Consider the following 22806-nt stretch of genomic DNA (forward strand, 5'->3'; position numbering starts at 1 on the left):
AGATCAGAAGGTGCCTGGGTAGGCCCCGCCATCGAGCAGAATATTCTGGCCGGTGAGATAGGCCGCCCGCTGGCTGCACAGGAACGCACACACTTCGCCGAACTCTTTGGCGTTCCCGAAGCGCCGTGCTGGAATGCTGCTCAGGCGGGCGTTCTTGACGGCCTCCACATCGACCTGTTTTGCCTCGGCTTCTGCGGCAAACGTGGCATTCAGGCGATCGGTGGCAAAAAAGCCGGGCAGCAGATTATTGATCGTGACGCCCTTTTCAGCGAGACCGCTGCGAGCCAGCCCGGCGATGAAACCCGTCAGCCCACTGCGCGCACCGTTGCTTAGCCCCAGCTGTGCCAGGGGCGCCTTGACGGCGACCGACGTGATATTGACGATGCGCCCAAACCCGCGCCCGGCCATGCCATCGACCACCGTCTTGATGAGCTCGATCGGCGTGAGCATGTTGGCCTGCAAAGCCGCCTGCCACTCTGCCGTCCCCCAGTCACGAAAATCGCCTGGTGGGGGGCCACCGGCATTGGTGACCAGAATATCGTAATCGGTGCCGGTGCGCTGGAAGACATTGTCCCGCCCTTCCGGGGTGACGATGTCCGCCGCGACGGCGTGGATTTCGACCGCCGGGTTCGAGTCTTCCAATACACGGGCTGCACGCTGCAGGTCCTGGGGGGTACGCGCCACCAGCGTCACATGCACCCCTTCAGCGACCAGCGCCTGGGCACAGCCGAACCCAAGCCCTCTGCTGGACCCACAAACCAACGCCCGTTTGCCTGCAATACCAAAATCCATTTTTCCTCTCACCAGAAGGGGTTATGCCCAAGCCGACAGCGAGTCAGTTTTCCACGTTGATCGTGACCGACCCCACGCCACTGATGTCGAACCGGAATACACAAGGCGCCTCGGCAAAGACCGTTCGCACGAAATTGCCCGTCGTCACCACCGTCCCCGCCGTCAACGGCTCTGAGCGCCTGGACAGGTGTTCGCCCAGCCAGATCAACGGCTGTAACGGATGACCCAGTACGTCTTTTCCGCTGCCTTCGCTCTCGAGTACGCCATTACGATAAATGCGCCCGGTGCAGGCCGCCAGATCCGGCCAGTCTGAAATGAATTCGCTTGTGACGATGCCATGGTTCCAGGAATTTTCTGCCACCAGGGTCAGCAGATCGAGCGGCGTAGAATAATCGGCATTGCGATCATCGATGATTTCGATGGATACGCACACGGCCTCGACCGCATCTACGATCTCGGACATGGACAGCGGCACACTGCGCGGCTGGATGGTCTTGCCAAACCGGGCGGCAATTTCGAGCTCAAGCCCCAGGCGTCCGTAATCGGCCAAATGAAGCGTGGCGGGAGACGAATGCACCATGCTCGCGTGCACGACGCCGGAGATGGGATGTGGGATGCCCGTCATTTCCTGCATCGCGCCCGACGTCAGCCCGATCTTGTAGCCAACCGGCACCTCGCCCTCGGATTGCAGGATCTTGACGAACTCATCCTGTACCGCATAGGCGGCACTCAGGTCATGAATGCCGAACTCTGCACATAAAGAATGAAAACGGACTTTTTGCCGATTTTCAAAAACCAACTGTTCGGCAGCAGCACGCGCTTTTCCCATCTTTTCTCCAATGCGAACAACATATCAACCCGTACAGGCACACCCGATAGGCATGACCCGACATCATAAACGATCTGTGCCCCGCCCCATGAACCAGCCTAGAACGCAGGATGGATACTGAGGGCGAGCATGGCCGACAGCTGACACAGCGGCCTGCCTGAACTCTGCTGCAGATCATTGAACACTGCCTGCACCGCCTGCAGGTCGCGCCGGCTGGAGGGTTCGCGGGCAATGACGCCCGCAGCCACCAGGCGTGCAACCACGTGACTGGTGAGCAGGAACGTATCCTTGCCGGCCAGACGCAGAAACCCGGCCCCCGAGCGCCCGCCCAGGCGCGCACCGCGCTTGGCCAGTACGCCCCACAGGCCGATGATGTCGGAGGGGGGCCAACTGGCGACGAACGAGCCGAAGCCCTCGCCGTGCGCCTGGCAGGTATCCAGGATGAATCGTGCATTCCGGGGAATGGTCCGCAATTTCTCGAGGTGACGAATGATGCGTGTGTCCTGCATGGCGCGCTGGAGGTCTGCCTCGTCGAGCAACGCCATGGCGGCCGGCACGAAGCCGGAGAAGGCCTCTTCGAAGGCCGGCCATTTGGCATCCACCACCGAGTGCTGCATACCCGCCTGGAACACGCGCTGCGTCATGGCAGACAAATACCGGTCATCGCCCTTGCGCACTAGGGCATCATGTGCCAGCGCCTGCGGCAGAAAGGCTTCCATGGCCTCATCAGAGTCAAAGCGCCGGCGTACGGTGCCGTAAAGCCACGGGTAGGTCAAGTCCATCTTTTCACTGCCCATGAAATCAAAAACATCGATCCTTGTCTCGCATGGTACCGCAGGCGGCCACAGGGCACGAGCGCACCAGACGAACGTTTCAATTCATGGATGCCGGTTCATACTGGGTTGGCGAGGGGGTCTTCAATATGAAATCGATGAACTCATGGGTATACACGGGCAGCTCATCGAACTTGCGCGCACAGATGCGCAATTCGCGCTCGGCCCATTCGTCCAGCAAATTTATGATGTGTATCCGGTTCAGGTGCATCATCCGGCTGGCCGCGGATTCCGGCAATATGCCAATGCCGACGTTTTCCTCGATCAGGCGGCACATGGTATCGAAACTTGCCACCTGTATGCGCACCCGCATGGATCGGCCCAGGCGGGTGGTCTCGTTGTACAGTAACGTATGAATCGCGCTATGCGCGCCCAGACCCACGAAATCATATTCAAGGGTATCGGCAAACCGTATGAAACGCTCGGCTGCAAGCGGATGATGCATGGGGACGGCAACCACCAGCCCATCCTTGCGATACGGTACGCTTTCCAACCCATGGATGGGTATCGTGCCGGCCAGTATGCCGACATCCGCCACGCCCTCATGGACGGCGCGTGCCACCTCCGGGCTCAGGCGCTCTTGCAGATGAACAGAAATCGTTTCGTGTTCGCTGATGAATTTTCCCAGAACCCTTGGCAGCCACTCCGACGTGGCCGAAGTGTTTGCAAACAACCGGATATGGCCGCGCATGCCCAATGAGTATTCTTGCAGGTCGCCCTGCAAGCGGGTGATTTGCGAGAGCATATTGCGGGCATGATTCAGGAATACGTCGCCCGCCTCGGTGAGGCTCATCCCCCGGTTGGACCGAACCAATAATTTGGTACCAAAGGTTTCTTCCAGGTTCTTGATACGCTGGCTCGCCGCCGATACCGACATGAAAGCCTTTTCCGCACCCTGGGTCAAACTCAACTCTTCAGAAATACGCACGAACAGGCGCAAGTCTACAAGATCAAAGTATGCGACAAAGGAAGCTGGCTGTTCTTGCATGAATGTCACCGAAATAAACCGTCAAAAAACCCATCAAGCCACTGCCCCGAGGATCAGCCCACCCGCCGGGCGCTCACGCATGATGGGTGCCTGTCTTGCGCGCCAGCGCATCTTCCAGCACATTGCGCGCAATCACCTTGAGCGCCAACGTCTCTTCGGCCCCTTCAAAAATGGACAGGACGCGCGCATCCACAAAATACCGGCTGACGGGTGTTTCCTCGGCATACCCCATCCCGCCATGCAACTGGAGCGCTTCGCGAGTCACGATTTCTGCGCTGCGGCACGCCAGTAATTTCGCCAGGCTGGCTTCCATGCGCCCGCCTCCGCCATTCACTTGACGGGCGACGGCGTACGTCAGTTCACGGCATGCAAGAAACCTGCAAGCCATGTGGGCCAGTTTGACGGCCGTCAGCGGGTACTGGATCAGGGGTGCTCCAAACACGACGCGATCCTTGCTGTATCGAATCGCCTCTTTCAGGGCAGCCCGCATGACCCCCAGCGCCCGTGCCGCAGTCTGCACACGACCGCCTACCATCCCTGCCATGGTGTAATAAAAGCCATTGCCGAGCCCGTCCTCGCCACCGACGACATGACTGTCCGGTACATAAAAATCCTGAAACGACAGATCGAACGAATGCATGCCCCGGTAACCGATGGTAGAGATCGCACGGCCATCCAGCTGGCCGCCGCCGTCCTGCCGGAAGCTGAAATCGTAGCCGTCGAAACTGGGCTTTTCTACAAGAAACACGCTCAGGCCCCGGTAACCCAGAGACCGGTCCGGGTCGGTACGGGCCACCACCATGATGACCCCGGCCTTCCCGGCGAACGTGCACCATGTCTTTGCACCGTTCAACAACCAGCCGCCCGGCACGCGCGTGCCTTTGAGTGCCAGGCTGGCGACGTCCGAGCCATAATCCGGTTCGGTAATGGCGACGGCACACAACGGATTGCCACTGGCAATGCGGGGAAGCCAAAGGTCTTTCTGAGCCTGAGTCCCCCCCGCCATCAGCGCGCGAACCAGAATTTCCGGCCGGGTCATCAGGCTGCCGGCAGCCCCCAACGAGGCTTCCGACAACGCTTCGGTCACTGCGATCATGGCCAGCACGTTGCCACTGCCCGTCGAATCGCTGCCGCCATATTGCTCGGGTATGGCCAAGCCAAATACACCCATCTCGCTCATCTGCTCGAGCAGCGGCTCTGGAACCAGGCGATCCTCTCGATGGATCTCTTCAGCAAGTGGCGCCACCCTGTCCGTGGCGAAACGAGAAAAAGCATCCCGGGCCATGGCTGCCATTTCGTCCAGCTCGACAGCCGCCAGATCCGGCTCATGGTCCGCAACCAGACTGCCCAGCTGGGCCAGGATGGTCGAATGCCCAGCCTGTCTGTACAAGCGGGAAATTTCGTCACTGACCATAAACAGCTGCAACGAAGCCGTATCGATGCCCAGGTCCAGATACAGGTTCTTCAAGCGGGCCAACAATTGACCCACCGTGCTGCTGACGTAGGCGAGCCCCAGCCGCTCGTCGAGCGACGAGGCCGCAGGCAGCGAGTCCACGATCGTCTTCGCTGAAAACAAATCTGCGCAAATGAGCGCGAGTTCATAGCAAACCCACTGATGGGCGTCCAGGCGCCGCCCATCCAGGCGGCCCCCTTGCGAACACTGCAACGCCGTGTGGTCCACCGCTGTTTCAAAATAATCGGACACACGCGCCACCAGCCACCGGGCGAGCGCATGAACATCATCAGACTCTGTACTGGACGTGTTCTTCATATGCAAAATCCCAAGTCGTCATCACCCAGAAAATTCAAGGGATCCGTTCAAATATGGCCGCCAACCCCTGCCCACCGCCAATACACATGGTTTCCAGCCCATAGCGAGCCTGGCGTCTCTCCATTTCGCGCAGCATGGTGGCCAATATCCGCGCGCCGGTTGCGCCCACCGGATGCCCCAGGGAAATGCCCGATCCGTGCACGTTCAGCCGCTCGAAATCATCGTCGTGCAGATTCATGGCCGCCGTGCACGCGAGAACCTGCGCGGCAAACGCTTCGTTGATTTCGATGAGATCGATATCCTTCAGGCTGAGATCCGCGCGGCCCAACGCCTTTTGGGTGGCTGGCACCGGGCCCATGCCCATGCGCTCGGGCGCTACGCCAGCAGCGGCCCAGCTGACCAGCCGGGCCAGCGGACGCAGCCCCAACTGCTCGGCCTTCTGCATGGTCGTTACGATACAGGCCGCGGCGCCATCGTTCTGCCCGCTGGCGTTACCCGCCGTAACGGTGGACAAGGGATCAGACGCGGCACGCACCGGTTTGAGCGCGGCCAGGGATTCCATGGTGGTATCCGGCCTTGGATGCTCATCCTGGTCGATCAGCACCTCGCCCCGGCGCGTCTTCACCAGGACGGGGACGATCTCGTCCTTGAAGAGGCCTTGCGCCTGCGCGGCAACCGCCCTCGAATGAGATACGTAGGCTAATGTGTCCTGTGCCTCGCGCGAGATGCTGAACGCCTGGCGCAGGTTTTCCGCCGTCTCCAGCATGCCCCCGGCGACGGGGTGGAACCGGCCGCCCGAAGTGATTCGGCCCCGCGCAATTCGATCCCAAAAAGGGCTGTAGTCGCCCCGTAAACCAAAGCGGGCCCCCAGTACGTAATGCTCGGCCTGGCTCATGCTTTCTACGCCGCCGGCGACCACGAGATCGCACGCCCCCGTCTGAACACGCATCGCGGCATCTATGACGGCCTGCAAACCAGAACCGCAGCGCCTGTCGAGCTGGAGCCCGGGGACCTCTACGCCAAAGCCCGCGTCCAATGCCGCGATCCGACCCATCGCCGGCGCCTCGCCATTTGGGTAGCATTGGCCAAATACCACGTCATCGACGTGCGCCGGGTCGAGCTCAGTGCGCTTCACCAGCCCCCGCAATATCGTTTCCGCCAATTGCGAGGCAGTCACACTCTTAAAAACCCCACCGTACTTGCCAACGGCGGTACGGATCGGTTCGCATATTACAGCATCTCTCATTCTTTTCTCCTATCTGGAAGGGCGCTATTTTTTCCATATATATGGCGATTCATCTGCTCAGGAAACTCCGGCCAATCAGCTGACGGTGGATCTGATTCGTCCCTTCCCATATCTGGGTAATCTTGGCATCACGCATCAGGCGCTCGACCCGAAAATCCTTGATATACCCATAGCCGCCAAACAGCTGGACCGCATCCGTCGTGATGCGCATGGCCAGATCGGAAGCACGCATCTTGAGCATGGATGACTCTTGGCCGATATTATCCACACCGGCTTCAATTCTTTGGGCGACATGCCATAGCCACCGTTCACAGAATGCCAGGTCTGTCGCCATGTCGGCGATCATGAATTGAATCCCTTGATTTTCTATGATCTTGCGGCCTGACTGCTTGCGTTCATTGACATATTTCACAGCGTCGTCGAATGCGGCGCGGGCGATCCCCAACGCGTGCGCAGCCACACTGGGGCGAGACCGGTTGAGAAAATGGAACAACATCGCCAACCCATCCCCCGGGCTTCGCAGCAAATTGCTGCGCGGCACGCGGCAATTTTCAAAAGACAAAGTCGCCGTACTGGACGCCCGCATGCCCATCTTGTTTTCAGTGCGTACGACCTGGAAGCCTGGCGTACCCTTTTCGACGACGACGATGGATATCGCGTCCTTGCCGGTTCCCAGGGGCCCCCATTTGCCGAACAATACAAGATAATCGCAGACATCCCCATTGGTGATGAAAGTCTTGGAGCCATTTATGACGATGGCGTCACCGTCCGGGGAAAAGGTGGTTTTCATCCCGGTCGCATCCGATCCCGCATCCGGCTCGGTCAGGGCCAACGCCACCAAGGCGCCATCGGCAATGCGGGGCAACCAGCTTCTTTTTTGCGCTTCGTCGGCAAAATCGACAATAGGGCCCGTTCCGTGAAAATTCGTGGCCCAGATGATGCCAGTCGATGCGCACGCCTTGCTGATCTCATGACAGCATGCCAAGTAGGCCGAATAGGAAAGCTCCGTGCCCCCATACGCCTGCGGCACGAACATCGAATTCAACCCCAGTTCGTTGATGTCCTTGATGTTTTCCCAAGGAAAACGGGCACTTTCATCCAGGTCTGCAGCCCGGGGAGCAATTCGGCGAGTGGCCAGCTCGTGCACACTGTCGATGAGCAAGCGCTCGTGTTCCGGAAATTCGATGGAGGCATCAAGCCGTTCCAGTACATTCATATTCACCTCATAAAGACATTGAACGCCCACCATCAACGACAATCGTTTCGCCTGTCAGGAAAGCAATCCTTTCACCATAAAGCGCTGCTATCAAGCGCGCCACTTCATTGACCATGCCCACGCGCCCAACGGGCGTCCTCGAGATCACTTTTGCAGCATTCGACTCATCACTAAGAAACGCACGGTTCATTTCCGTTTCTATATAGCCGGGCGCCACCGTCAGCAAACCGATGCCCTTTGAGCCCCACTCGGCTGCCAGGCAGCGCGTCATTGCCTCGACCGCCGCCTTGGAAGCGCTGTATGCGACGTTGTATTTCGCCCCCATTCGGGCAAAAAATGAACCGATATTGACGATCAGGCTCTGATCGTTTTGTATCAGATAGGGGTAGACTTCGCGGGCCGCCACGAAAACCGCATTCACATTGATGCGCATGATCCGTTCGAATTCCTGGCTCGAAAAGGCCCGGGATGGCCCGCTGCCATGCACGCCGGCATTATTGACGAGCCCTTTGATGCCGCCCGCCCAATCTGCTGAGTCGTGGAAAGCAGACTGCAAATCCTTTTCATTGGACACATCGCAGGACAGGCATAGAACACGATCACGCCAATCCGCGGCATCGGATGCGCTCGGCATACCCCCGCTGCGTGACAGGCATGCGACGTGATGCCCCCGTCGCAGGAGCTCGGCGGCAATGCCCGCTCCGATCCCGCGGCTCGCACCGGTGACGACTATGGCGTTCCTGGACATGCCTATCCCCCTGACCGCAACGTGTTGGCCTTGCATTTTCCGATCGACGCCCGCACTAGATCACCCCCTTGCGCCTTAGCGCATCCACGTCCGGGGTTTCCATGCCGATGACCTCGCGCAAGACAGCCTCGGTATCCGCACCCAGCTCGGGGGGAACGCGATCGAACCCCGGCGCCTCGCCGTCGAAACGGATGCCCAGCCCCACCTGGGGAATGGCGTCCGCCCCCGCATCCATCGCATAGAACAAGCCACGATCGAGCAGCTCGGGATCGCGCGCGATCTGATCGACCCGGTTGATGGGACCCGCCGGCACCCTGTGCTCTCCAAATAACCGGAGCCAATGGCCCCGTGTCTGGGTGGATAACAGGGCCTGTATTTGCTGCACCAGCTCGGCCCGCTGCGCCACGCGCCCGCCATTGCTCTGCAGGGTCGCATCCCGAGCCCAGTCGGGGCGTTGCACGGCTTGACAGAAGCGCTGCCATATTGCGTCATTGGCCAATGCCAGCGTCATGGGCTCATCGGCCGTAGAAAATACCTGATAGACGGCGATCACGCTGTCCTTGGCACCCGAGCGGCGCGGCACGATCCCACTGCCCAGATAGCTGACGATCCTGGGGGTCAGAAAACGCGTCATGCTGTCCACCAGCGATATTTCGACCAACTGCCCGGCGCCGGTGCGCGCCCGCCCCATCAAGGCGGCCATGCAGCCCATGGCGGCATCCGCGCCTGCAAGTAGATCGGCGGCCGGCGTGCCCACCTTTTGCGGCGCATCGTCGGCCTCGCCGGTCAGATCCATCACGCCGCTATACCCTTCGGCGATCAGGTCGTAACACGGATCATCCTGACGCGCGCCGGACAGGCCAAAACCGGTCAACGATACATAGATGAGGTCCGGCCGCACCGCCCGTACCGTCTCATAATCGATGCGCAGCTTGCGCAGCACCGCAGGCAATTGGTTCGTCACGAGCACATCGCACTGCCTGATCAGCTGGCACAAAACCCCATAGCCGGCCTCTTGGGCGATATCCAACGTGACGCTGCGCTTGTTCCGGTTCACGCTCAAGTACCACAATGCATGACCCGCATGGGTCGGCGGTTTCCAATGCCGTGAATCATCGCCTCTGCCGGGCCGTTCGACCTTGATCACCTCGGCCCCGAAATCGGCCAGCAGCATGGTGCCATAGGGCCCCGCGAGCGACGTCGTCAGGTCCAATACGCGGACGCCTTGCAGCAGATCCAGCCTGCCGCCCTGCGCACGCCGAGGCAGAAAGTCGAGTGGCAATGGGTCTTGCACCTGGCTCATTTTCTATCCCACAAATTTCTTTTCATTGATGAAACCTTCACGCAGCTTGAACTTCTGGACCTTGCCGCTCGGCGTCATGGGCATGCTGTCCACGATGGACAGATACTCTGGAAGCTTATATTTGGCGACATTCATGGATTCGAGAAAACCGACCAGCTCGGGCAACGTGGGTTCGCCGTTGCCGCTGGGTATCACAAAAGCACAGCTCTTTTCACCGAGTCGCGCATCGGGCACGGACACCACCGCCACATCCCTGACTTTGGCATGCTGCAACAACAGTTCTTCGAGCTCGCGGGCACTGACCTTCAAGCCGCCCCTGTTGATGATGTCTTTCTTGCGCCCCACGATCCGTATGTATCCATCGACGTCCATGACGGCCAAGTCATTGCTGAACAGCCAGCCATCCTGCAAAAATGTCTGGCGCGTCCGTTCCGGATCATTGAAGTAACCCAAGGCGGTATGCGGCCCCCGGGTGGCCAACTCGCCGACCTCTCCCGGAGGCAGTATCCGCGTACGCGTGTCGTCGAACACCGCCAGCTCACAGCCAGGCATGGCGCACCCATCTGTGCCCCAAAGCTTTTCTTGTGGATCGTCGGGCTTGGATGCACTGCCCACGAAGCATTCCGTCATGCCCCACATGCCAATCAACAGACACCCGAGGGTCTCCTGGGCCTGCAACCCCAGGCTGCGCGGAATCGGCGCCCCGGCACTGGCGAAAATCTTCAGTGACGACGTGTCGCGCTTCCCCGCCGAGGGCGAGTTCAGCATCATCGAAACGAATGGCGTCGCTGAGAGCGTGAACGTACAGCGTTCTGCTTCTATGAGACGCAAGGCCTCTTCAGGATCCCAGATATCCTGCAGCACCAGTTTCGCACCCAGCATGAGCGCCTGGCGCATGCCCCATAAAAACCCGGTGCCGTGCGCGATGGGCGACGGCGCCCAGACCACGTCCCGATCCGTCAAACTGAGCAGTTGGGCCATGGCGCGATTGCCATACAACATCGTATTGTGGCTGTGCACGACCCCTTTCGGACTGGACTCTGTCCCGGACGTAAAAATAATGGTCGACACCGCATCCGCGTCATGCTCGATCGGCGGCAGCGGATGATCATTGTCCCGAAGCAGCTCTCGAAATGAACGCATGCCTTCGGGCGCCGTCTCGCTGACCACGAACACGTCACGCAAGTCGGGCAACTCGGCTCTCAGCTCGCGGTACATGGCCGGATAATCCCAGCCCCTGTAATGGTTCGGAATGATGGCGAGCACCGAATGGGCAAACCCCAATATGTAACTCAACTCATGGCGGCGATAGATCGGCAACAGCGGGTTGATGATCGCTCCCACACGGGTCAGTGCAATATGAGTGATGACGAATTCCTGCCAATTGGGCAATTGCACAGAAACCACATCCCCCGCCCGCAAGCCGAACGCAACCAGGTTCCTGGCCACCGCACGTGATTTCCTATCTAATTCGGAAAATGTCAAGTCTGGCATTCCCGGCGAAACCAAAGCCACGGCATCGGGCTTGGCCGCTGTCGCACGATCGAAATAGTCCAGAATGGTCTGATCGGCCCACCAGCCTTCACTACGATAATGGCGCGCCACGTCGTCATTGACCTTGGTATCTTGACCTTCATCTTTCTGCGTCATGTTGCTATGTCCTATATTAGATTGGATTTTTTCTATGATTGGCCCCTTGCGGACGGCCGGGGAAAGACGCCATCCGCACCTGGCGCATCATAGGGATTCCAAAGTAATTCCTCGTCTGGTATACCTGTGCGCCAGGTGTCTCAGGAGACCCGGCCATATCCAATCCGGCGACGGATCCGGTGCCGGCGATCCACACCCGTCAAGCCGATCTTCATCGCTGGCGCCCTACTCGACGCGGCGGGCACTTGCATAATCCAGCTCGAAGTATTCAGGCCGGCCGCCAAACCAGGGGTCGCCCCAGTTCTGCTGCCCGCCATCGATATTCAGCACTTCGCCGGTGATGTATTTGCTGGCATCCGACGCCAGGTAGGTAATGCCCTCTGTGATATCAGTGGGCGTTCCCGCATGTTTCATTGGATTGGCCTGTTCGAAACTTGCCTGGCCCGCCTCGTTGTAATAACCGAAGGCGTCTGTCTTGATCGTTCCCGGGGCCAGGCAATTCACCCGGATGTTGTAGGGTGCCCACTCGACTGAAACCGTCTTGGACAAGAAGATGACACCCGCTCGGGCCGCACAGGTATGGGCCACCATCGGCAGCCCGCGCCAGATGACCACGACCACGTTGATGATGTTTCCTGGCTGCTGGTGTTCTTTCCAGCGCTGCGCCGCGGCTTGCATCATGTACCACGTGCCATTCAGGTTGGTGTCGATGACGGCGTTCCAGCCCTTTGGTTTGATATCCAGTGCGGGACTCGCAAATTGACCCCCCGCATTGTTGATCAATACATCCAGCCGACCGAATTCGCGCCATGTGACATCCATGAGCTCACTGACCTGATCCGGATCGCGTATCGTCATGGGCTGCGCGATGACCCGGGTACCGTGTTTCCGCAACGCTTCCGCAGCGGCATTCAGCCGATCCGCGTCGCGACCGCAGATTACGAGTGTAGCGCCCAGCCGCGCAAATTGCTCTGCTGCATGCTTGCCCAAACCGGTCGCACCACCCGATATCAGTACGACCTTGTCCTTGAACAATCCATCACAGAAGACCGTTTCCCTACTTTCTACCTGTTTCGTCGGGTTCTGGTTCTTGTCCGTCATCTCTATTTACTCCTACAAAAAAGCTCAGCGATCACGAAACTGCGGGGTCCGTTTCGCCAAAAACGCCTGAATACCCTCTTGTCCGTCTTCACTACGCATGGATACCGTGGACAAATCGGCCTCGATGGAAAGGCCCTCGTGCAGCGGAACAGCCGTGCCGCGCAACGCCGCATCACGCACCAAACGCAAAGTCAGCAAACTATGATGATTGAAGGTTCGCGCAAATGCGACGGCATGCTGCAACGGATCGTCGGCGTCGATCAGCTTGTGCAGCAGCCCGATGCGCAGCGCTTCTTCTGCGGCCACGAAACGCCCCGTCATCAGCATTTCCAGCGCGGCGCCCACGCCGATCAAGCGCGGCAACCGCTGCGTACCCCCGTAACCGGGCACCAAGCCCAACTTGACTTCCGGCAGCCCGAAACGCGCATTGGCCGTCCCCAACCGAAAAGTGCAAGCCAGCGCAAGCTCGCAGCCGCCGCCGAGTGCGTAGCCATCGACCACGGCGATGCTGGGCAGCATAAAGCTTTCGATCCGGCTGAACACGCTCTGGCCGAGTCGCGTACCCGCATATTCTTCGGGCACGGTTCGATCCAGCAGTTCGCTTATGTCGGCACCGGCACAAAACGCTTTCCCACCGGCGCCATAAAATATCAGGCAACGCGCGTCCGATGCCTGCACGTCGTCGAGCATCTGATTGATGGAACGCAGCATGCCATAATTCAAGGCATTCAACGCCTCTTTGCGCTGGATGGTGATGACGGCACACTCTCCCAAACGAGTCAGTTCGATAGCCATGGATGATCCCTTGGTCCTCATTGAATTAATATGAACGGGGTAGCCCCAAATCATGAACAGCGATGAAGTTCAGGATCATTTCCTGGGGTATCGGCGCCACCGCAAACAGCCGCGCGTCGCGCCATAGCCGTTCGACATGGAATTCGCTGGCAAAACCCATGCCCCCCAGCGTCTGCACGGCGCGGTCTGTCGCAAAACAGGCCGCATCGGCCGCAAGCAGTTTGGCCACGTTGGCGGCGCTGGCGAACGGCCGCTGCCGATCCATCAGCCATGCCGCCTGGCGATTCATCCAGCGTGCCGCTTCCAACTGCGCATGCGCCTGGGCCAACGGAAACTGGATCGCCTGATAGCTGGCGATGGGGGTGTTTTTGTACACCTTTCTTTCGGTGGCATAATCGCAGGCCAGCTTGACGGCGATGCGACCCGTCCCGACGAGCCCGGCCGCGGTCACCATGCGTTCGCCATTGAGTATGGCAGTCAGCTCGGGCCAGGCGCCATCGAGCGTGCCGATCAATTCGTCATGCCGCACGACGACGTCGTCAAAGAACACCTCATAGGCCGGCAGCGGCCGCGTCCCCGTTTTGCTGATTTTTTGCCGGCGGATCCCTTCGCGCTGACCATCGAGCAGAAACATGCTCAGCCCGTCCGTTTTCCTTGCAACCTGGTCGACGGGTGTCGTACGCGCGATCACAAGCATCCAACGCGCTTCACTGGCCAGCGTAATCCATACTTTTTGACCCCGAAGCAACCAGCCCGACTCGTGTGCCCGAGCGTACGTCCGGATGTCCAGAGCGTTACTGCCGGCACTGGGTTCCGTCATCGCGAAACTCATGATCTCGGCGCCGTTCAGCAATTTTGGCAGCAATTCGCGCCGCATGTCATCAGAACCGTATTGCGCAATCGCCTGGCCTCCAAGGGCCGCGTTCATCATGAACATCTGCGCAAGCGCGATGCCGGCACCTGTCTCGCATAGCGCTTCGATGATCAATACCAGCTCGAGCATCCCCAGCCCGGCGCCCCCCGACGATTCCGGCAATGCAACGCCGGCAAGCCCGGCATCGCAAATCGCCTGCCAGTATTCGAGGGGCGGCACCTGCTCCTGATCGAGCCCGTGCCAGTAGTCCAGGCCATACGACTGGCCGATGCGGCGGGCCGCATCCACCAGCAGCACCTGCTCAGCGCTCATCTCAAATGACAACGTCATGGAACCCGTTCCCTCCGTACCATCCATACCCTGGACCCATCCTCGCTATACGCTATACGGTTAGATAACGCGTTTTCACGTCTTCATTGACACGGAATTCGTCGACGGTTCCCGTGTATACCGCCTGCCCCTTGCTGATGACGGTGACATCCGTCGCGACACGCAGGCAGAAGTGCATGTTTTGCTCGGACAGCAGAACCGTCAGCCCAGCCTCGCGGAAACTCATGATGACCTCGGCAATGTGATTGACGATCAATGGCGCCAACCCTTCGGAGGGCTCGTCCAGAAGCAGAACCTCTGGGTTTCCCATGAGCGTGCGTGCAATGGACAGCATCTGCTGCTCGCCTCCGGACAGATAGCCCGCCGGACCATGGCGGCGCTCGTACAGGATGGGAAACATCTCGTAAATCCGCTGAAGCGTCCATTCGGGTAGATCGGGACGCCCTGGCTTGATGCCGAGTTCGAGATTTTCAAGAATGGTGTGGGCGGGAAATATCTGACGATCCTCGGGCACATAGCCCAGCCCGATCCGCGAGATCCGATACGGCGCCAATCCCTTGATGGACTGGCCGCGCAGCTTGAGTGTGCCGTCCCGGGCCGGCAGTATGCCCATGATGGTGCGCAACGTGGTGCTTTTCCCCGCGCCGTTGCGGCCTATCAGAGCCATGATCTGGCCGGCCTTTATCGTCACGTCGAGACCGAACAATGCCTGGCTGGTGCCATAGAATGCCGTCAAACCCTGAACGGCCAGAAGGGTCTGTTCGCTCATTCTTCGCCCCCTAAATACGCCTCGATGACCTTGGGATCGTGCTTGATCTCCTCGGGCGTACCGCTCGCCAGCAGCGAACCGTAACGCAATACGTAAACATACTGCGCAATGCCGAAGACGATTTCCATATCATGTTCGATGAAAATCAATGTCAGCTGTTTCTCTTCCCACAAGTGATGAATACGGTCGATCATCAATCGGCTCTCTTCGCGGCCCATCCCCGATGTCGGCTCATCGAGCAGAAGCACTTCGGGTTCCATGGCCAGCGCAAGGGCGATGTCGAGAATCTTCTTGTCGCCATGAGACAAGGCGCTGCATTGCTGCCTTTCGATACCACTGGCGCCGATGTCGCGCAGAATCTCCCTTGCCCGATCCAAAGCCTCCTGGTCCGGAAAATCGCCCCAAAGATTCAGCAAGGTATTTCTGTGCGACATCACGGCGGCCACCATCGCTTCAGCCACCGTAAAAGACGGAAACAGGCTGGCGACTTGAAACGCCCGCGCCACCCCCTGCCTGACGATCCCACTGGGATCCATCCCGGTGATCTCGACGCCATCGAGCTTGATACTGCCGGCGGTGGGCCGGATCTGACCCGTCATCAAATTGAACAAGGTCGTTTTGCCCGCACCATTAGGCCCTATCACCGCAGATAAAGCGCCCCGGGTGAAGTCCAGATTGACATCATGGATGACCTGCAAGTTTCCAAACTTCTTGCTCAATCCCCGAATCGACATAACCCCATTCATTCTTGCTCTCTTCCCGTTCGCGCCAGTGAAACGGATTCAGTTGCCTCATGCCCGACCTCGACCGCGTGCGCCGGCATGGAAGCCTTGCCATCCAACGCGCCACCCTGCCCGCCCCGAATGGCGCCGAGCTTTTCGAGCACGTACTCCAGCAGGCCGCGCTTCAGGCCCATGGCCGTCACAAGGATCACCACGCCCAGGACGAACCCGTGATGACTGGTATAGGTCTTGGTGACCGTTTCCAGAGCCAGCAGAATACCCGCGCCGACCGCAGGCCCCAGGAACACATTCACCCCGCCCAACATGATCATGAACAGCCCATCGCCCGACATCGTCCAATAGGCGAAGTTCGGATAGGCGCCCGATACGTACAGCGCCATCAAAACGCCGCCCAGGCTCGCATAGACACCGGCAATGATGAATGCGGTAAGGCGCACCCGAAAAATATTGATTCCCAGAAAGATGCACCGATTGGGGTTATCGCGCACCATCCGCAAGGCCGCCCCAAATGGAGAACTGAGAATTCTTCGGAGAATCAATATGCTGACCACGAACAGAAGCACATTGACCATCAGATAGTGGAACGGATCACCCAGGTCGATTCCAAAAAAAGGATCTTTTGGAATACCGCCGGTCAAGCCCTGTTCGCCGCCGGTCAAGCTGGCCCATGCGACGATGGTCGAATAAAAGAGCATGCCGATCGCGAGTGTAATGAACGCGAAGAACAACCGCGTCAGCCTGACACACACGAGGCCGACCAGGGTAGAAAGAAGAGCAGCGATCACCACCGTCAGAACGAACGCCGACGGAATCCCCACGACCCCCGTTTGCAGCAGCAGGCAAAAGGCATAGGCGCCCAGGCTGAAGAACATGGCATGGCCAAATGACAGCATCCCGGTATAGCCGACCAGTACGTTCAGCGACATCGCGTACAGCCCGATGGCGCAGAACCGAATGATGCCATCCCGTACGGGCCCGGACTCATTATATAAACCGAATATGGCCATGGCGACGATCACCGCAGCGCCAATCGCCCAATCAAACATTGCTTGTCGCGTCATCATTGTCTCAAGCCTCTCGTATACTGCGACCGAACAAACCCTGAGGACGGAGAATCAATACCGCAATCATCAGAATAAAAATCAACCCCTCTGCAAACAGCGGGAAGCCGACGCTGCCAAATGAGCGTACGAGCCCAATCAGCAATGCGGACACCAGCGCCCCCGCAACCGAGCCCATGCCGCCTATTACCGTGACGATGAACGACTCTATCAATATGGTGAACCCCATCCCCGAAGACAGGCTGCGCACGGGCGCGGCCAATGCGCCCGCCGTTCCGGCCAGCAAGGTCCCCAGCGCGAACACCGATATATAGATCAGGCGGGTATTGATGCCCAGCGCACTGATCATGTCCGCATTGCTCGCCAGTGCCCGAATGATTTTTCCATAACGCGTGTAACGCAACACCAGCGCCATCAGGATTGCAATGGCGGCAGCCGTCGCTATGAGAACAATGTAGAACGGCGGGACCACTCCGCCAAAGATGAACAACGGCGGCATTCTGAACGCGTCCGGCATGCCCATGGCCAGGAACTCCACCCCCCAGATCCAGGAGACGACGTCGTCGAAAATCAATATGAAGGCGTAGCAGACCAAAATCTGCAACAGGTGATCGGCTTCATATAAACGCTTGACGAACCCAATCTCGAACAGAGCGCCTAGAATTCCAACCCCTATGGCGCCCGTCAATACGGCCAGCAGATAGCTTCCGGTCAGGCCATAAGCCGTGTAGGCGAAATAGGCGCCAAACATGTAGAAGGCACCGTGCACGAAATTCACGAAATTAAGGACGCCGAAAATCAGAGTGAGGCCAGCAGCCACCAAGAACAATGTAAAGCCGGAAATCAATCCGGCCGCACCCTGTGTGACCACACACGAAGGGGACGACATGCAATCCCATAGGGCAATCGGGTCCATAAATGATGCTCCTAATGTCATACCTTACAGTCGGTTCAATCGCACTTTGCAAGGTGAACGATCGACGACCTTTTCATACGTACTGGACGGCCAAACCAAAGCACACGCGCCGGATCCCGGGCTCAGCGAACCCGGGCCCCCGGCCCTGGGGCTTGCGGCATTTGGCTGGGAAGACGCGGCGGCGCATGGGATCCGTCTCACGGATCAGACCCGAGCCACCGACCACCAAGGCGCGGCTTGCGCTTTCGGTCTTGTACAGCGCCTGATGGGCGCCACCCTGATGAAACCCACAGGGCCGCGCCCAGCGTCGCCGCTATCGATCAGAGATAGCCCTTCTTCTTTTTCCAGGCGGCCTCATGGGCAAGAATATCTTGCCAATCTGCCTGATAGATATCCGTCATGTAGGGGGGCGTCGGTACGATGCTACCCCAGCCCAAGGCATAATAATTGATGGTCTGATCGGAATCCGTCATCAGAATCTTGCCATCCTTTGCCCCGACTGGACTTGCCACTTCCATACCCCGGATGGCGCTGGCCAGTACCTTTGGATCCGTGCTGTTGGTATCCCGTATCGCCTGCAACAGAAAGCGAGCGGCCGTGTCTGCCTCCCAGGCCCAATTGGTGGGACGGGACTTGAAGCGCTCGAAATAAGCATCGGACCAGGCGCGGTTCTCGGCGGTATCGGGCAGTACGGATACGTAGCGGTTGGCTGAATAGACCCCGGAAGAAGGCAGCTGTTTAATGGACGTCAGTGTCGTGTAGTCTGCCATGTGAATGGAAAACATCTTGACCTTGTCGAACAGCCCGAACAAGTTGGCCTGATCCACGAAAGAAACCAAGTCGCCCCCCCACAAGCCACAGAAGATGGCTTCGGGTTTGGCCTGCAGGATCTTGGTGATGGAATCCGTGTAATCTGGCTGAAACAGCTTGGGCCAGGCCTCGGCGACCAAATTGACGTCTGCGCCGCCATCGCTGACGTAGCTGAGGAATTCAGGCGTGACCTCGCGCCCATAGGCGTAGTCCGCACTGATCGTGGCCCAACGCGTGAAGCCCTGATCTTTTGCCATTTGTGCCGCAAACCGCCCGCCCACAATGGAATCATGCACCGACTGCCTTGCCGTGCGGAAAATATTTGGACTTTTCAGTTTTGGATCTGCGGAAAGAGATGCCGTTTCCGACAGCGCATGGATCATTAATGCATCCAGCTGGCGCCCGACCTCGTGAGTTGCGAAAGAGGTGCCGGATGCCTCACCGCAAATAATGATCTGGCATCCTTCCGATTCAACCAGTTCACGAACGATACGCGCGGCCTCTTCTGGCTTGCCCTGTGAATCGCGATAAATGAATTCTATTTTTCGACCATTGAGGCCACCCGCGTCGTTAAACTGGTCGAATTGCATCTGGAGCGCGTCGCGTGTGGTCACGCCCATCTGGGCCACCCGCCCAGACAATATCGTGCTCATGCCCACTTTAATTGGCGCACCCTGCCCCCAAGCCAATTTGGGAATAATATGCATTGGGCCGACCAAGCCACCAGCAAGCCCTAACTTCATCAAAGTACGTCGACGTGCACCATGCTTGTTCATAATTGTCTCCTTATGTAAAATCCATTCGACTGAGTGGCCTGATAAAAGATTAACCGCTGAACGGAAACTTGTCCTTTATTTGTTGTGAACGCGGTGTCCGGAATTACGAAAATATATGGATTAATGCGCTGAAATCAAAGACATCTGTTCAACACATACTTAGTAACAACCGGTCTGGCCACAAGGTCAACAGCACCAAACCCCATCGGGATCCAGGCTTTGCATCAAGTGCTTTTGGTGTACGCTGCGGACTGCACAAAGCAAGAATGAGACCAGAATCCTTTATGCGCCACCCTACCGTTCGCAGCCACAACTTTTTTACGCAAAATCGCGGGCGACGCCTTCTCGGTATATGCTGGCGGCTACTGGGTGGCGCCGTGCTCACCCTGGGCCTGGCAGCCTGTACCCACGTCGCACCCCCCGACTCGTTCGAGATCACGCTGCTGGGCTTCAACGATCTGCACGGCCACCTCTCGCCCCCTGGCCTCTCTGTGTCGGCGCGCGATGTACAAGGCCGGCGGGTGGCGGTACCGGCCGGCGGTGCAGCCCATCTGGCAACGCTGATTGCCGACCTGCGCGCCCGCAATCCGCATGTTGCGGTGGTCGCCGCCGGCGACCTGATCGGCGCCTCTCCCATGGTGTCGTCCCTATTTCTCGATGAACCGACCATCGAAGCGCTGAATCTGATGCAGCTGGATTTCGCCGCCACCGGCAACCACGAATACGACCAGGGCTGGCAAGAGCTGCGACGCATACAACACGGTGGTTGCGCCACCTATACCCACAAGGTCCCGTGCCAGCTCGACCCGGATTTTCCGGGTGCACGGTTTCGCTATCTGGCGGCAAACACGATCGGACCGGATGGCCAAACGCTGTTTCCCGCCACTGGCCTGAAATTCTTCGAGCAGGCCAATGCACGCATTGGCGTGGGCTTCATCGGCATGACCTTGCGCAACACGCCGAACATGGTGCGCCCCAGCGGCGTGCAAGGGTTGACGTTCACGGATGAGGCCGAGACGGCCAACGCCCTCGTCGCCCCCTTGCGCGCCGCCGGCGCCGACGTCATCGTGGTGCTGATCCACGAAGGCGGCAGCACGACCACCGCGTTGCAGGACGACAGCTGCGCCGGGCTTTCCGGCGACATCGTGCCTATTCTGGAGCGGTTGTCCGACCAGGTGGACATCGTCGTCTCCGGCCACACGCATCAAGCGTATCTGTGCGACTACGGGCGGGTGAATGCGGCCAAGCCCTTTTTGCTCACCAGCGCCGGGCGGTACGGCACGCTGCTCACTGAAGTGTCGTTGACCCTAGACCCCGACACACACCGGGTGCGATCCAGGCATGCGCGCCAGCACATCGTGCAGAGCGTGCCCTACCAGGGGCCCAACGGCTGGGTCCCCGTGCAGGACAGCTTTCCCCGGTACGCCGCGGACCCGGCCGTGGCCGGGCTGGTGGCCCGCTATCAGGCAGCAGCGGCCAAGCAGGCCGATCAGGCCGCTGGACGCTTGGCCGCACCGGCCACCCGCGCACGGCAAGCCAACGGTGAAAGCATCCTGGGACGCATCGTCGCCGACGCCATCCTGGCCGCGACACAAGCGCCGGAACACGGTGGCGCGCAGCTGGCTTTCATGAATTCGGGTGGGGTGCGCGCCGACCTGATCCCGGATGCAACCGGGCAGGTCAGCAATGGCCAACTCTATGCCGTACAGCCCTTCGGCAACACGCTCATGGTGATCACGCTCAGCGGCGACGAACTGCGCCAAGTGCTCGAACAACAGTTCGACAGCGGCACCAACACCATAGATACGCCACGCATCCTGCAGGTGTCGCACGGCTTCGGCTATGCCTATGATCGCAGCGCGCCGGCCGGCCAGAGGATCAGCCAAATGCATCTGCATGGCGAGCCAATCGAGCCGCAACGCGACTATCGCGTCGGCCTGCAAAACTACCTGGGCGAAGGTGGCGACAATTTCAGCGTGTTCCTGCAGGGCCGCGACGTGACGGGCGGAGGACCGGACCTGGAAGCCCTGGCGAACTATCTGCGCGTACAAAGCGCGGACGGCCCAATGGCGCTGCCACTGGCGCCACGCATCGATGAACGGGGGCCATCCCGCCACTGACCCGCCATATTCTGAACCCGCTTGACGAAACCCGAGTCGGTAACGCATATGGGGAGGAAATAACCATACGTCATATGGTTTCGGAGTCGGGGCGAAGGACTGGGGTTTCAGGTGGCACGAACGCTTATACAGACTTCGTACTCACTGCACGGAAGCGTGGCTCCATTATTGAAGCGTCCACGGCAGAATTGAGAATACAAAAACCGTTTGCACTTTATAACGGCAGCGACGAGCCGCGCCACCCTCATCCCGACCACGGCTATCATCTTTCGCCCTGAAGTATCTCTCATCATGAAGGCGGTACGTCCAGACGCGTCGGTTGCTCTCATCGTATACTGACTGTCCGTCCGCCCAGCAGTTCATCAGCCTATCAGCATGAAAACGCCAAAAAAGAAATCCGTCAAAAGTACGATTCGCCTTTGGGGTGACGCGGGCGAGGGCCAAGTCACCGTACGTGATCTAAAGCTTGACGCCATATTTCGGGAAGCCGCCCGATCCTTTCGCTGGAAGGGCTATCATGGCACGTCGCTGGACGATGTCGCCAAAAGCCTGGGGGTGGCAAAAGCAACGCTGTACTATTACTTCTCGAACAAGCAGGAGCTTTTCTTCCACTGCCATATTGCGGCGGCCGATCAAGCGATTTCCTCGGTCAGCTCAGAAAGCGGCGCCAATGGCCTCGAGCGCTTTCGCCTCAGCATGCAACGCTATACGGCCTCCATCATTGGGCCCGACAGCTATAGTGTCGTGATTCTCGAAGAACGGTCCCTCAGCGAAAAACAATTGCAGAAGGTGATCGACAAGCGCGATGAGTTCGAGCGCCTGTTGCAGGAAATCATCGTTCTTGGCCAGCGCGACGGATCCATTATTCCATGCAGCCCAAAATTTGCCGTCTTTACGGCATTGGGTGCCAGCAACTGGGTCACAAAATGGTATCGGCCCGAGGGCGCCTGGAGCGTCCAAGAGGTGGCCGAGGCCATGGCACTGTTCATCGCTCGCGGGCTGGCTTCCCGGCCGGAAAGCATCAAGACCGATGCCCTGGCCCTTGCGGACAGGATCGAATCGTCCCTTTAACAGGAAATTCTCCCGCCTGCCGGCGGAAGACGACGTCGAAGACAAGAGACCCTACGGCATAAAC

20 protein-coding genes are annotated in these 22806 nt (G+C 59.0%); 2 read left to right on the forward strand and 18 right to left on the reverse strand.

The genetic code is table 11. The features are described 5' to 3' along the window. Window positions 1–3: 3 nt before the first annotated feature. The 18 genes from WCZ84_RS05395 to WCZ84_RS05480 all read right to left on the reverse strand — a co-directional run bounded on the left by WCZ84_RS05395 (window position 4) and on the right by WCZ84_RS05480 (window position 19551). A complete protein-coding gene (locus WCZ84_RS05395) occupies window positions 4–792 on the reverse strand; it encodes an SDR family oxidoreductase (RefSeq protein WP_372685235.1) in 789 nt (262 codons plus the stop codon). Window positions 793–835: 43 nt separating this feature from the next. After that, on the reverse strand, window positions 836–1621 hold the full coding sequence (locus WCZ84_RS05400) for a 2-keto-4-pentenoate hydratase (RefSeq protein ID WP_372685236.1): 786 nt from the start codon (window positions 1619–1621) through the stop codon (window positions 836–838). A 98-nt stretch (window positions 1622–1719) separates the two neighbouring features. Then, window positions 1720–2403 (reverse strand): DNA-3-methyladenine glycosylase I, encoded by a 684-nt coding sequence (locus WCZ84_RS05405; RefSeq protein WP_372685237.1) that lies wholly within the window; start codon window positions 2401–2403, stop codon window positions 1720–1722. A gap of 91 nt (window positions 2404–2494) precedes the next feature. Beyond that, a complete protein-coding gene (locus tag WCZ84_RS05410) occupies window positions 2495–3442 on the reverse strand; it encodes a LysR family transcriptional regulator (protein ID WP_372685238.1) in 948 nt (315 codons plus the stop codon). 73 nt (window positions 3443–3515) lie between these two features. Next, window positions 3516–5213, reverse strand: a complete 1698-nt coding sequence (locus WCZ84_RS05415; protein WP_372685239.1) for an acyl-CoA dehydrogenase family protein — start codon at window positions 5211–5213, stop codon at window positions 3516–3518. A gap of 34 nt (window positions 5214–5247) precedes the next feature. After that, window positions 5248–6459, reverse strand: a complete 1212-nt coding sequence (locus WCZ84_RS05420) for an acetyl-CoA C-acetyltransferase (protein WP_372685240.1) — start codon at window positions 6457–6459, stop codon at window positions 5248–5250. Between the two features lie 49 nt (window positions 6460–6508). Next, window positions 6509–7708 (reverse strand): acyl-CoA dehydrogenase family protein, encoded by a 1200-nt coding sequence (locus WCZ84_RS05425; RefSeq protein ID WP_372685266.1) that lies wholly within the window; start codon window positions 7706–7708, stop codon window positions 6509–6511. After that, on the reverse strand, window positions 7683–8423 hold the full coding sequence (locus WCZ84_RS05430) for an SDR family NAD(P)-dependent oxidoreductase (protein WP_372685241.1): 741 nt from the start codon (window positions 8421–8423) through the stop codon (window positions 7683–7685). The genes WCZ84_RS05425 and WCZ84_RS05430 overlap by 26 nt, the downstream gene beginning before the upstream one ends. A 55-nt stretch (window positions 8424–8478) precedes the next feature. Beyond that, a complete protein-coding gene (locus WCZ84_RS05435; RefSeq protein ID WP_372685242.1) occupies window positions 8479–9726 on the reverse strand; it encodes a CaiB/BaiF CoA transferase family protein in 1248 nt (415 codons plus the stop codon). Between the two features lie 3 nt (window positions 9727–9729). Next, complete coding sequence (locus tag WCZ84_RS05440) at window positions 9730–11376, reverse strand: AMP-binding protein (protein ID WP_372685243.1); 1647 nt, start codon at window positions 11374–11376, stop codon at window positions 9730–9732. A gap of 225 nt (window positions 11377–11601) precedes the next feature. Continuing rightward, entirely contained in the window at window positions 11602–12477 is an 876-nt protein-coding gene (locus tag WCZ84_RS05445) for an SDR family oxidoreductase (protein WP_372685244.1), read from the reverse strand. Between the two features lie 24 nt (window positions 12478–12501). Next, entirely contained in the window at window positions 12502–13326 is an 825-nt protein-coding gene (locus tag WCZ84_RS05450; RefSeq protein ID WP_372685245.1) for an enoyl-CoA hydratase/isomerase family protein, read from the reverse strand. Further along, window positions 13298–14476: an acyl-CoA dehydrogenase family protein gene (locus WCZ84_RS05455; RefSeq protein WP_372685246.1), complete on the reverse strand. Its 1179-nt coding sequence runs from the start codon at window positions 14474–14476 to the stop codon at window positions 13298–13300. The genes WCZ84_RS05450 and WCZ84_RS05455 overlap by 29 nt, the downstream gene beginning before the upstream one ends. A 52-nt stretch (window positions 14477–14528) precedes the next feature. Further along, entirely contained in the window at window positions 14529–15245 is a 717-nt protein-coding gene (locus tag WCZ84_RS05460) for an ABC transporter ATP-binding protein (protein ID WP_372685247.1), read from the reverse strand. Next, entirely contained in the window at window positions 15242–15991 is a 750-nt protein-coding gene (locus WCZ84_RS05465; RefSeq protein ID WP_372685248.1) for an ABC transporter ATP-binding protein, read from the reverse strand. Before WCZ84_RS05465 ends, WCZ84_RS05460 begins: the two co-directional genes overlap by 4 nt. Then, a complete protein-coding gene (locus tag WCZ84_RS05470; RefSeq protein ID WP_372685249.1) occupies window positions 15988–17052 on the reverse strand; it encodes a branched-chain amino acid ABC transporter permease in 1065 nt (354 codons plus the stop codon). Before WCZ84_RS05470 ends, WCZ84_RS05465 begins: the two co-directional genes overlap by 4 nt. 4 nt (window positions 17053–17056) lie before the next feature. Then, a complete protein-coding gene (locus WCZ84_RS05475) occupies window positions 17057–17965 on the reverse strand; it encodes a branched-chain amino acid ABC transporter permease (protein WP_372685250.1) in 909 nt (302 codons plus the stop codon). A gap of 320 nt (window positions 17966–18285) precedes the next feature. Further along, window positions 18286–19551 (reverse strand): ABC transporter substrate-binding protein, encoded by a 1266-nt coding sequence (locus WCZ84_RS05480; RefSeq protein WP_372685251.1) that lies wholly within the window; start codon window positions 19549–19551, stop codon window positions 18286–18288. 284 nt (window positions 19552–19835) lie between these two features. Between WCZ84_RS05480 and WCZ84_RS05485 the strand changes: the two genes are divergently transcribed. Both WCZ84_RS05485 and WCZ84_RS05490 read left to right on the forward strand, forming a co-directional pair. Next, window positions 19836–21671, forward strand: a complete 1836-nt coding sequence (locus WCZ84_RS05485; RefSeq protein WP_372685252.1) for a bifunctional UDP-sugar hydrolase/5'-nucleotidase — start codon at window positions 19836–19838, stop codon at window positions 21669–21671. Between the two features lie 375 nt (window positions 21672–22046). Beyond that, window positions 22047–22742, forward strand: coding sequence for a TetR/AcrR family transcriptional regulator (locus WCZ84_RS05490; protein WP_372685253.1), 696 nt, complete (start codon window positions 22047–22049; stop codon window positions 22740–22742). Window positions 22743–22806: the final 64 nt, after the last annotated feature.

Origin of the sequence: Castellaniella sp. (assembly GCF_041675725.1) — a bacterium.
Classification (GTDB): Bacteria; Pseudomonadota; Gammaproteobacteria; order Burkholderiales; family Burkholderiaceae_B; genus Castellaniella.